This window comes from Bacillus sp. sid0103 (assembly GCF_019219025.1).
This window is the reverse complement of the sequence record NZ_JAHUWN010000010.1, coordinates 64,682-76,941: the sequence shown is the minus strand read 5'-3', so window position 1 is coordinate 76,941 and position 12,260 is coordinate 64,682. Positions and strand designations below refer to the sequence as shown.

Sequence of the window (12,260 nt, the reverse complement as noted above, 5' to 3'; positions counted from 1 at the left end):
CAAACCCTTCCAAAAGCAAACTCAGGCCGGAAGCTTCGGTTGAAAAATAATGTCATCGGCTGGTCCTTTGTGATTATCGCTGCCGTAATGATCTTTTTGTTTTACTTCTACCCAATGGTTCAGGCGCTTATTTTGTCTTTTCAATCTGGTGTAGGTGCGAACTTAACATTTACAGGTATCGATAATTATACGCGTTTATTTAAGGATCCAACGTTCCTTACAACCGTAAAAAATACAGTCATCTATTTGATCATTCAAGTACCAGTCATGATTTTACTAGCTTTATTTCTTTCCGTTTTACTAAATAATAAAACGTTGAAGTTCAAGGGCTTTTTTCGAACAGCCATCTTCTTACCGTGTGTAACCTCACTTGTTGCCTATTCCGTCATTTTTAAATATTTATTTGGTCAAGATGGCATAATTAATATCATGTTAATGAAAGTTTCACTAATTTCGGAACCCATCCAATGGCTTACTGATCCCTTTTGGGCCAAAATTGCCATTATTGTAGCAATCACTTGGCGTTGGACAGGGTACAATATGATCTTCTATTTATCCGCTCTTCAAAACGTCGATGAATCTATTTATGAAGCAGCTAGAATCGATGGTGCTTCGCCAATTCAGCAATTTTTCAAAATAACTATCCCAATGTTAAAGCCAATTATCCTATTTACATCCATCACGTCAACAATTGGTACGCTGCAGTTATTTGACGAAGTTATGAATATTACCAAGGGTGGACCTGGTAATGCGACCATGACAATTTCTCAGTATATCTATAATTTATCGTTTAAGTATACTCCGGACTTTGGATATGCAGCTACTGTCTCTTATGCAATTGTCATTATGATTGTCATCTTCTCTATCATTCAGTTTAAAGTGGCAGGTGATAAAAATGATTAAGCTAAAAAATACATTCAGTTATACAGTACTAATCATCGCAGCGATTGTCTCTGTGTTTCCATTTCTATGGATGATTGTGAGCTCGACAAACAAGTCTGTCGATGTAACGCAAGGAAGGATGCTGCCTGGCAGTCATTTTATGCAAAACCTTCACAATCTGCTGGATACAGTTGATCTTGTACCTGCATTAATAAATTCAACAAAAATCTCAGTTCTAACAACTATCCTTGCCATGCTGATTGCCTCCTTGGCAGGATATGGATTTGAAATTTATAAAAGTAAATCAAAAGATTTTGTGTTTAATATTTTGTTAGTTTCAATGATGATTCCTTTTGCTGCTTTGATGGTACCGCTATTTAGAATGTTTGCTACCATTTCACAATCCTTACCGATCATTGGTATTGATACAATCGCAGCTGTCATATTACCGACGGTTACAACCGCCTACCTGATCTTTTTCTTTAGACAAAGCACCAAGATGTTTCCGAAGGAAATCCTTGAGGCCGGAAGAATAGATGGCCTATCTGAATTGGGATGTTTCTTTCGGATCTATGTTCCAACAATGAAAACAACTTACGCTGCGGCAGCCATCATTACCTTCATGGCTAGCTGGAACAGTTATTTATGGCCGTTGGTTGTGTTACAGTCGCCGGAAAATCAAACAATTCCGCTGTTAATCTCTAATCTTGGTTCTAGCTACTCACCTGACTTTGGAATGATCATGACGGCGATTGTGATTGCGACCTTGCCGGCAGCATTAATTTTCTTCATTATGCAAAAGCATTTCGTCGCTGGCATGATGGGATCTGTTAAATAGTAGGAAGGTAAAATAAGTGAAATTTGCCATTTTGGAAAAATGCAATTAGAAAGAGTGATCATGATGACAACAATTCCAAAAATAGACTGGCTTACCGATGTGAATGTGTTTGCCGTGAATCGACTGCCTGCGCATTCGGATCACCTGTATTACGAAACACTGGAACAGGCAAAAACTGCAGGTCCAATGGCAATGCGCCATAATTTAAACGGAAACTGGAAATTTAACTACAGCGTCAATCCGGATAATCGTCCGGAGAACTTTTATAAAATGGATTTTAATTGCTTGGGATGGGGGAACATCACTGTACCTGGGCACATCCAGCTTCAGGGCTACGGAAAACCACAATATGTGAATACCATGTACCCATGGGACGGCCTTAACGAGATCCGTCCTCCAGAAATTCCACTCGATCATAATCCGGTGGGCAGCTATGTGAAGATGTTTACTGTTCCTCAAAATATGGAAAATAAGCCTGTGTATATTTCCTTTCAAGGGGTAGAATCAGCCTTTTATGTGTGGATTAACGGGGAGTTTGTCGGCTACAGTGAGGATTCTTTCACTCCGGCAGAGTTTGATCTCACCCCTTTTCTTACGAAAGGTGAAAATAAACTAGCAGTACAGGTCTACCAACGAAGCACAGGAAGTTGGCTGGAGGATCAAGATTTCTGGCGTTTTTCAGGTATTTTTCGCGATGTTTATCTCTATACTGTACCGGAAATTCACTTCTATGACGCCGATATCCGCGCAGAGTTGGATTCTTCTTTTACGAAAGGGACGCTTCGAGCAGACCTAAAACTTCTATCTGACTTGGCTTTACCATCAAAAATAGTGGCTGAATTGTATGATACCGAGGGGCAGATAGTGGCAACGCAAAATGGTGATTTCATTGATGGGAAATGGACGGTTTCGATGGCGGTTGATCAACCGGAATTATGGAGCGCAGAAAATCCTTATTTATATAAGTTATATATCCAAGTATATAACGAGTTAGGTAAGTTGGTTGAGGTCATTCCGCAAAAGGTCGGCTTCAGAAGATTTGAAATGGTTGATAAAATCATGCGTCTTAATGGTGAACGAATGATATTCAAGGGTGTCAATCGCCATGAATTTAATTGCCGGACGGGTCGGGCGATTACTAAGGAAGACATGCTCTGGGACATTAAAACGCTGAAACAAAATAACATTAACGCGGTCCGGACGTCCCATTACCCGAATCAGAGTTATTGGTATGAGTTATGCGACGAATACGGTGTCTATGTTATCGATGAAATGAACCTTGAAACGCACGGATCATGGCAGAAGATGGGGGCAGTCGAGCCATCCTGGAACATCCCCGGGAATAAGCCTGAATGGGAGAACATTGTCATGGACAGGGCGGTATCCATGTATGAACGAGATAAGAATCACCCGTCCATCCTCATTTGGTCATGCGGCAATGAATCGTATGCAGGTGAGGTCATTCTAAACGTTTCTAAGTATTTTAAGAGAGTGGACCCGAGCCGATTGGTACATTATGAAGGTGTTTTCCATGCACGTGAGTACAATGATACTAGTGACATGGAAAGCCGCATGTATGCGAAGCCAGCTGACATTGAGAATTATTTGAACGATAACCCGTCAAAGCCATATATTAGCTGCGAATATATGCATGCGATGGGAAATTCACTTGGCGGAATGTACAAATATACGGATTTAGAGCAGAAGTATCCAATGTATCAAGGTGGCTTTATTTGGGATTATATCGATCAATCCATTATCAAAAAGGACCGTTATGGAAAAGAATTTTTGGCCTACGGCGGCGATTTTGATGACCGGCCTACCGATTACGGCTTCTGTACGAATGGCATTGTCTACGCCAATCGAGAGGTATCGCCAAAGATGAAGGAAGTAAAGTATTTGTATCAAAACCTAAAGCTGGTACCGGACCGTTCAGGCGTAACCATTCAAAATGAAAGTCTTTTCGCCGATACGTCCGATTATGATTTGGAATACATTCTCTACCTTGAAGGGAAGGAACAGTATCGGGATCAGCTCGAAGTAAATGTGGCACCTCAAAGTGATGGACGAGTCGAATTTAACTGGCCAGTTGAGATCGCCAGTGTTTCTGGTGAATATTGCATTCATACCTCTTTACGGCTGAGGGAAGGTAAGTTGTGGGCGGATGCTGGCCACGAAATTGCGTTCGGACAGTACGTGTTTCAGGTAGAATCGTCTGAGGAGCCGGCGCAGATTTTTGGAGAATTACGGGTTGTGACTGGGGATGTCAATATTGGCGTCCACGGCCGCGACTTTACAATCATCTTCTCAAAGCAGGCCGGCAGCCTTGTTTCACTAAACTATGCGGGGAAAGAGATGATTGCCTTGCCACCGGCACCGTTATTCTGGCGTGCTACAACAGATAATGATCGTGGTTATTCGCAAGGTTATCATTCGGGTCTTTGGTACGCAGCTAGTCTTACACGTAAATGCGTGGGGATAGAGGTCGAAGAAGCCAAAGGCCAGGTATCTGTCACGTTTACTTATAAACTAGCTATTAGTGAAGAAGTAGTGGTAAAAGTAGGTTATACTGTTCTTCCTGATGGCAGTGTTCGAGTGAAATCGGTTTATCATGGAGCAGAAAATCTTCCGCAACTGCCGATTTTTGCGGTTTCCTTTAAGGTCCCTGCCGATTATGACCAATTAGAATGGTATGCGATGGGACCAGAAGAAAATTACTCGGATCGTGCAATGGGCGCAAGACTGGGTATCTTTAAAAACCAAGTGTCTGATAATTTGTCCGGATATGTGATGCCACAAGAGTCGGGCAATCGAACAGGAGTACGTCGCGTTAGTGTGACGAATAAGCAAGGACAGGGGATAAAAATATCAACAGTTGCTGAACCATTAGAGTGCAATTTTTCCCCATATACTGCTTTTGAACTTGAGAATGCTCAACATCATTATGAGCTTCCAAATGTTCATTACACCGTTGTGACGGTCGCAGGTAAGCAGATGGGCGTTGGTGGAGACGACAGTTGGGGCGCACCAGTACATGAAGAACATCTTATTCATGCTAATCAAAACATGGAATTTGAGTTTGTGATCAATAGAATTTAATTATGAAATGGATCAAATAAAGAAAAGAGCCTGATTTTGCCAGGCTCTTTCCTTATAAGTAAGCTTTGTAAAAATTTTATAGCCAAGTTGATTGTAGCGGAAGGCACGAAGACTCCTGCGGGAGGACGGACCAGGGGAGACCCCGCAGGCGCTAAGCGCCGAGGAGGCTCCCCGGACCGCCCGCGGAAAGCGAAGTGCCTGGAGCGGAAATCAACAGCCAAGTTTAATAGAGACTATAAGTAAAAAGAATATGTCTAAAACAAACCAATTTTGTGAAGGAGAATGTTATGTTAATTCATGTGAATCAAGAAGACAGGCAGTTTCATTTAACAAATGGCAAAGTCAGTTATATTTTTCACGTGATGAAAAATGGACAATTAGGTCATCTTTATTACGGTAAGGCATTGCGACATCGAGAAGATTTTTCCCATTTGCAAGCGTATGATGTGCCAACTGGGGCAACAACGCACGTATATGGGGACGATCCTGCCTTTGGTTTGGAAACCTTGCGTCAAGAATACCCTGCATACGGAAATTCTGATTTTCGTGAACCAGCAATCAGTGTTAGTAAAACTACAGCTAACCATGTTCCAAATTTCACATATGAATCGTATCAATTGCATGAAGGAAAGCCAGGTCTTGACGGTCTACCAGCCACCTATACAAAAGAAAATCATGAAGCTAGTACACTGCAAATCATCTTAAAAGATGAGTTCCTGCAGGCGGAATTAATATTAAATTATACGATTTTCCGTGACAAACCCGTCATAACAAGAAGTGCCTCCCTTATTAATAAGGGGTCAGAGGAATTGGTGATTGGGCGGTTGATGGGCGCATCGCTTGACCTGCCGGATAAAGATTTTGTATTTACCCATTTAGCCGGTGCGTGGTCACGGGAGCGTCATGTGAAGGAGAGAAGACTTGAAACAGGCATTCAGTCTATTTCCAGTCTGCGTGGTGCCAGCTCGCACCATCATAATCCATTCTTGGCACTAAAACGGCCTGAGGCGACAGAACATGCAGGTGAAGTATATGGCTTTAATTTTATCTATAGCAGTAATTTTTTGATGCAAGTAGAAGTCGATCATTACGATACTGCGAGACTTACTGTTGGGATTCATCCGTTCGGCTTTAAGTGGAATTTAAAGCAGCAAGCTTCATTTCAAACCCCAGAGGTCGTGATGGTATATTCCGATCAAGGTTTAAACGGGATGAGTCAGGCTTTTCATGCTCTTTACCGCGAGCATCTGATTCAGGAACAATGGAAGCAGTCTGTACGCCCAATATTGATTAACAACTGGGAAGCAACCTACTTTGATTTTAATGAAGAAAAACTTGTGAATATTGCTAAATCCGCCAGTGAATTAGGAATCGAGCTGTTTGTCCTTGATGATGGCTGGTTTGGAAAACGGAATGACGATACTTCCTCGCTGGGAGATTGGCATGTAGACTTAGCTAAGCTTCCCAATGGTTTAGAAAGTTTAGCAGAGAAAATTGCAGCAACTGGAATGAAATTTGGACTCTGGTTTGAGCCTGAAATGATTAGTCCAAACAGTGAATTATTTAGCGAGCATCCAGATTGGGCAGTTGGTATTCCAGGTCAACCCTATACATTGGGACGAAATCAGCTGGTTCTTGACTTTTCCAGACAAGAAATTGTGGATTATCTTTATGAAAAAATGGCCGATATTATTAGAAAAACAAACCTTGCTTATATTAAATGGGATATGAATCGGAACATGACCGAAGCCTTCTCGCCAAAACTTGCCGTCCATCAGCAAGGCGAGTTTTTCCATCGTTATATTTTAGGGGTCTATGATCTCTATGATCGGTTAACGAGGGAATTCCCGCATGTGTTGTTTGAATCTTGTGCGGGCGGGGGAGGCCGGTTCGACCCGGGGATGTTGTATTATGCACCACAGGCTTGGACGAGTGATGATACAGATGCGATAGAACGGCTGAAAATTCAATATGGCACATCCTTTGCGTATCCGCTCTACAGCATGGGCTCTCATGTATCAGCTGTTCCGAATCACCAAACATTACGGTCAACGCCATTACAAACAAGGGCGAACGCAGCGTATTTTGGAACCTTTGGCTATGAATTAGACCCAGTGAAATTAACCGAAGAAGAACGTGCTGATATTAAAGAGCAGGTCGCATTTTATAAAGAGCATCGTGAGTTGATACGGGATGGTCACTTTTATCGCCTGATGAGTCCGTTTGCAAATAATGAAACGGCATGGATGGTCGTGAGTCAGGACCAATCGGAAGCATTGATTGGCTGGTATAAAGTTTTGGCAACACCTAATCCCAAAAAACAGCAAACCCTGCGTCTCACTGGCTTAGATGAAACAAAAGCATATAAAGCGGCTGGAAGCGAGCGAACGTATTTTGGTGATGAACTCATGAACGTGGGAATGCCGCTTCCAACTGAGTTTAATGGTGTCAATGACGGAAGCGCCGAGCGAGGGGGCGACTTCCAGTCACAAGTATTTTATTTGAAACAATTAGAGAAATAATGGGTCATTGATTATTAAGATATTTAAACGGAAATGGCGCATGAATTATTTCATGCGCCATTTTTATATTTTTTACGTAAAATTTTAGTAAAAATATTGAAAGTTTTTACTAAGGGGAGTAAAATTTAAAGTAGTTAACATACAAGACACGATACTTCTGGAGGAATTTGAAATGAACGTTATCACACTTAATCAAGTATTCTTAGATATGTTTCAGGTTTTACCAAGGCAAGCCTTTTTCGCTCCTGGAAGGATTAATTTAATCGGCGAGCATACCGATTACAATGGCGGTCATGTTTTTCCATGTGCGATTACGTATGGTACCTATGCGGTAGCAAGAAAGCGGGAAGATAAAGTGTTTCGCTTGTACTCAACCAACTTCCCTGAAAAAGGAATCATTGAATTTAACCTCAACGAACTAGATTATAAGAAAGAACACAATTGGGCCAACTATCCGAAAGGGATGATTCGTTACATTATTGAGGCGGGCTATGAAATTCCCTTCGGATTTGATTGTGTCATTCAAGGCAATATTCCAAATGGTGCAGGTCTTTCTTCATCAGCGTCTATTGAGCTTTTAACGGGAGTGCTTGTAAATGGCCTCTTCCAATTAGACATTCCTCGATTGGAACTCATCAAGATTGGCAAAAAAGTAGAGAATGAATTTATTGGTGTGAACAGCGGCATCATGGATCAGTTTGCGATTGGCATGGGTATGAAAGATGCAGGAATCCTGCTAGATTGTCAGACTCTTAAATATGAGTATGCACCAATTCATCTTGAAGACTACAAAATTTTAATTATGAATACGAACAAACGCAGGGAATTAGCTGATTCGAAATACAACGAAAGACGAGGAGAATGCGAAGAGGCATTGGCGCAACTTCAACAAAAGCTGCCGATTGAGGCTCTTGGTCAGTTATCTGAAGTGGAATTCGATGAAAATCAGTACCTGATCACCAATGAAACAGTTCGCAAACGGGCAAAGCACGCTGTCTATGAAAACATGAGAACCATTAAAGCCCTAGAAGAGCTAAAGTTAGGGAATCTAGAGGTGTTCGGACAATTGATTAATCAATCACACATCTCATTACGAGATGATTATGAGGTTACTGGTGTTGAGCTTGATAGTTTAGTAGAAGCTGCATGGAAACAGCCGGGAGTTCTTGGCGCGCGCATGACAGGTGCAGGATTCGGCGGATGTGCGATTGCGATTGTAGCAAATGAAGAGGTTGAGAACTTTATTGCCAATGTTGGTGAAGCTTACCTAGAGAAAATTGGCTACGAGGCAGAATTTTACGTAGCAAGTATCGGCGACGGCGCAAAAGAAATTCAAATGGAGGAAGCGATATAATGAGTATCCTTGTATTAGGCGGCGCGGGGTACGTCGGTTCGCACGCTGTTTATCAGTTGATTGATCAGGGCTTTTCGGTAGTTGTCATTGATGATTTGCAAACAGGCCATGAGGATGCGGTTCATCCAAAGGCTGCCTTTTATAAAGGTGATATCCGCAGCCGTGAGTTTATGCGTTCGGTTTTTGAAAAAGAAAACATTGACGCGATTTTGCATTTTGCCGCCAATTCCCTTGTCGGGGAATCGATGGTTGAACCATTAAAATACTTCGATAACAACGTATACGGAACACAAATCGTTCTTGAAATGATGAAAGAATTTGCCGTCAAGCATATCGTTTTTTCTTCCACAGCAGCCGTCTATGGAGAACAGAAAATTGTACCTATAACAGAAGATGCAGCAACCATTCCAACAAATACCTATGGTGAAACCAAGCTGGCAATGGAGAAAATGATGGCCTGGTGTGAAAAGGCTTTTGATCTCAGCTATGTATCACTTCGCTATTTTAATGTTGCTTCAGCAAGAAGTGACGGACAAATTGGAGAAGACCATGATCCTGAAACACACCTAATCCCTGTTGTCCTCGAAGCGGCATTAGGGAAAAGACCGGCCGTAACAATATTTGGGGAAGATTATGATACAGAGGACGGGACCTGCGTTCGAGATTACATCCATGTTGAAGATTTAATTGATGCCCATCTTTTAGCATTACGTTATTTGCAGAATGGCAGGGAGAGTAATATTTTCAATTTAGGCTCAAGTCAAGGGTTCTCGGTAAAAGAAATTGTTGAGACAGCTAAAGAAGTGACAGGAATTGATATTCCGGTGAAAATCGGTGAACGTCGATCGGGAGACCCGAGTACCTTAATTGCTTCTTCGGAAAAAGCAAAAAAGGAATTGGGATGGAATCCAACGAGAACTTCGATTCATCAAATTATAAGCAATGCCTGGAACTGGCATCAGCATCACCCTAATGGATATCAGAAATAGAGGGGATCATAATGATTTATCAACTAATACAACAATTAATTAATCGCGCGATTGCCACTCAATTAATGGAGCAGGAAGATGAAATATATGCACGCAATCAAATTCTGTCACTGCTCCATTTAACCGAGTTTAAGGAAGTGGAATTAGCTGAGAGCAGTTATATGGAAATCCCTGATTTACTCGATTTAATCGTGGACTATGCCTGCAATCAAGGGATAATTGAAGAATTATTTGATGAGAAAGAGATTTTTTCAAGTAAAATTATGAACTGTTTTATCGCGCGTCCATCGACTGTCAATCAGCTATTTTATGATAGATATAACCTGGATCCAAAAGCAGCAACCGAGTATTTTTATGAGTTAAGTAAAAATAGCAATTATATTCAAATGAAGCGGATTCGGAAGAATATCGAGTATAAAACCGCCACAGAATATGGTGAACTGGACATAACTATTAATCTATCGAAACCTGAAAAGGATCCTAGAAGTATCGCGCTCGAGCGGTCGGTGCAAAAAACAGATTATCCGAAATGCCTGCTATGTGTTGAAAATGAAGGTTACGCAGGCAGAGTCGGACACCCGGCCCGCTCCAATCACCGAATGATTCGCGTTAATCTAGTAGATCAGCCATGGTATCTTCAGTATTCACCGTATGTGTATTACAATGAGCATTGTATTGTCCTCTCAGAAAAACATACCGATATGGTCGTTAGTGCCACGTCTTTCTTACGGCTCTTGAGCTTTGTTGAACAATTTCCCCATTACTTTGTGGGCTCTAATGCGGATCTGCCAATTGTCGGCGGTTCGATTTTAACCCATGATCATTATCAAGGCGGGAATTATCAATTTGCGATGGCGAAGGCTGGTGATGACTGGACATTTAAGATGGCTGGTTTTCCTACTGTAGAGTGCTCGGTTGTGAAGTGGCCAATGTCCGTCATTCGCCTTCGCTCTTCTCAAATTAGCGATCTTGTTGAAGCAGGTTCACATATTTTTGACCAATGGAAAAATTACAGTGATGAGACGCTTGAAATTTTGGCGAGAACCAGAGAGACGCCGCATAATACCGTTACACCGATTGCAAGGAAAAATGAGGATGTTTTTGAACTGGACTTAGTACTCCGTAACAACCGAACAAGCGATGAACATCCGCTGGGTATTTTCCACCCACACGCCGACGTTCATCATATTAAGAAGGAAAATATCGGCCTAATTGAAGTAATGGGGCTGGCTGTTTTACCTGCACGGTTAAAGGCTGAACTAGGAGAAGTACAGAGGTACATCCTTGGAAAAACTGCTGAAATTGCCGAGTACCATTTAGAATGGGCGGAATCGTTAAAGGCACGCTATCAAGATATCCCTAACGAAGTGAATGTGGAAGGTCTAGTAAGAGAAGAAGTGGGAAAGAAATTTTCAAGGGTCTTGGAAGATGCAGGAGTGTTCAAGCGGGACGAGGCAGGGCAAGCTGGGTTCCAGCGTTTTATCAATTCTTTGTAAAAATATGGAGTGATATCGATGAAAATATTAAATAGAATATTCGGCAGTTACGAGGGTGAGACTGTTACTGAGTATACACTGGTCAATGATTATGGCATGATGGTTTCTTGTTTGGATTATGGTTGTATCATTACGAAAATCATCGTCCCTGACCGCCGTGGAAACTTTGAAAATGTTGTTCTTGGTTTTGATAACTTCGAAGATTATACAGAATGGTCACCGTATTTCGGAGCAGTTTGTGGACGGGTAGCCGGAAGAATTGGCGGTGCAAGTTTTGAATTGGACGGGAAAGAATATAAACTTGCTGACAATAACTATCCCAATCATCTGCACGGAGGCAAGAAGGGTTTTAACTCTGTGATTTGGAAAGCTGAAATCATCGAGGAAGAAAATGCTGTCGGGTTGAAGTTTTTTTACCATAGTCCAGACGGAGAAGAAGGCTATCCAGGTAATCTAGACACCACTGTTACGTACATTCTAAATAATAAAAATGAACTCGATATTAGTTATAAAAGTGAAACGGATCAAAAAACGTTAGTCAACTTAACGAATCACTCGTATTTTAACTTAAGTGGTAATATAAAAAGAGATTGTTCGGAGCACATTCTTAAATTAGATAGTGATCGATTTTTAGAGTTGAGAGACGATCTTATCCCTACTGGTAAGTTGATTGATTCTAAGAATACTCCCTTTGATTTTAAGCATGGCAGAAGGTTAAGTTCTGGTCTGAATTCATCTTATCCCCAGAATGTGCTGGTCGGTAATGGCTACGACCATCCACTCGTCTTTACGCAAGAGGGAGAAAATACGATAATCTTAAGCGATGAAGAAAGCGGCCGCTCCCTTCTTGTCACGACCGATCAGCCATGTGTCGTTCTTTATACAGGAAATTTTATAGAAGGTCCTTATTCTATCGCAGGAGTCAGGGCAGAGAACTATTTGGGTGTTTGTTTAGAAACGCAAGGATTTCCTGATGCCATCCACCAACCAGAGTTTCCATCTGTCATTTTGAATCCAGAGGAAGTATACTATTCCAAAACAGTGTACCGTTTTTTTGCTAATACATTAGGAGACTGATTC

8 protein-coding genes are annotated in these 12,260 nt (G+C 41.6%); all 8 read left to right on the top strand.

Annotated elements, in window-relative coordinates; translation table 11 throughout:
* Positions 1 to 39: 39 nt before the first annotated feature.
* The 8 genes from KW850_RS12895 (at position 40) to KW850_RS12860 (ending at position 12,257) form a co-directional block, all read left to right on the top strand.
* On the top strand, positions 40 to 903 hold the full coding sequence (locus KW850_RS12895) for a carbohydrate ABC transporter permease (protein WP_256358240.1): 864 nt from the start codon (positions 40 to 42) through the stop codon (positions 901 to 903).
* Complete coding sequence (locus tag KW850_RS12890) at positions 896 to 1,720, top strand: carbohydrate ABC transporter permease (protein WP_218347980.1); 825 nt, start codon at positions 896 to 898, stop codon at positions 1,718 to 1,720. The genes KW850_RS12895 and KW850_RS12890 overlap by 8 nt, the downstream gene beginning before the upstream one ends.
* 63 nt (positions 1,721 to 1,783) lie before the next feature.
* Positions 1,784 to 4,819, top strand: coding sequence for a beta-galactosidase, LacZ type (gene lacZ / locus KW850_RS12885; RefSeq protein ID WP_218347979.1), 3,036 nt, complete (start codon positions 1,784 to 1,786; stop codon positions 4,817 to 4,819).
* Positions 4,820 to 5,106: 287 nt separating this feature from the next.
* Positions 5,107 to 7,341 (top strand): alpha-galactosidase, encoded by a 2,235-nt coding sequence (locus KW850_RS12880; RefSeq protein WP_218347978.1) that lies wholly within the window; start codon positions 5,107 to 5,109, stop codon positions 7,339 to 7,341.
* Positions 7,342 to 7,513: 172 nt separating this feature from the next.
* Positions 7,514 to 8,695 (top strand): galactokinase, encoded by a 1,182-nt coding sequence (locus KW850_RS12875; protein ID WP_218347977.1) that lies wholly within the window; start codon positions 7,514 to 7,516, stop codon positions 8,693 to 8,695.
* The gene (gene galE, locus KW850_RS12870) at positions 8,695 to 9,684 is read left to right on the top strand and encodes a UDP-glucose 4-epimerase GalE (RefSeq protein WP_218347976.1); all 990 of its coding nucleotides are present in this window, start codon (positions 8,695 to 8,697) and stop codon (positions 9,682 to 9,684) included. Before KW850_RS12875 ends, galE begins: the two co-directional genes overlap by 1 nt.
* An 11-nt stretch (positions 9,685 to 9,695) precedes the next feature.
* Positions 9,696 to 11,180, top strand: coding sequence for a UDP-glucose--hexose-1-phosphate uridylyltransferase (galT, locus tag KW850_RS12865; protein ID WP_218347975.1), 1,485 nt, complete (start codon positions 9,696 to 9,698; stop codon positions 11,178 to 11,180).
* 18 nt (positions 11,181 to 11,198) lie between these two features.
* Positions 11,199 to 12,257, top strand: coding sequence for an aldose epimerase family protein (locus KW850_RS12860; protein ID WP_218347974.1), 1,059 nt, complete (start codon positions 11,199 to 11,201; stop codon positions 12,255 to 12,257).
* Positions 12,258 to 12,260 lie beyond the last annotated feature (3 nt).

Coding starts and splice junctions, on each gene's coding strand:
- KW850_RS12890 (WP_218347980.1), top strand. CDS start 896: ATGATTAAGCTAAAAAATACATTCAGTTATACAGTACTAATCATCGCA.
- lacZ (WP_218347979.1), top strand. CDS start 1,784: ATGACAACAATTCCAAAAATAGACTGGCTTACCGATGTGAATGTGTTT.
- KW850_RS12880 (WP_218347978.1), top strand. CDS start 5,107: ATGTTAATTCATGTGAATCAAGAAGACAGGCAGTTTCATTTAACAAAT.
- KW850_RS12875 (WP_218347977.1), top strand. CDS start 7,514: ATGAACGTTATCACACTTAATCAAGTATTCTTAGATATGTTTCAGGTT.
- galE (WP_218347976.1), top strand. CDS start 8,695: ATGAGTATCCTTGTATTAGGCGGCGCGGGGTACGTCGGTTCGCACGCT.
- galT (WP_218347975.1), top strand. CDS start 9,696: ATGATTTATCAACTAATACAACAATTAATTAATCGCGCGATTGCCACT.
- KW850_RS12860 (WP_218347974.1), top strand. CDS start 11,199: ATGAAAATATTAAATAGAATATTCGGCAGTTACGAGGGTGAGACTGTT.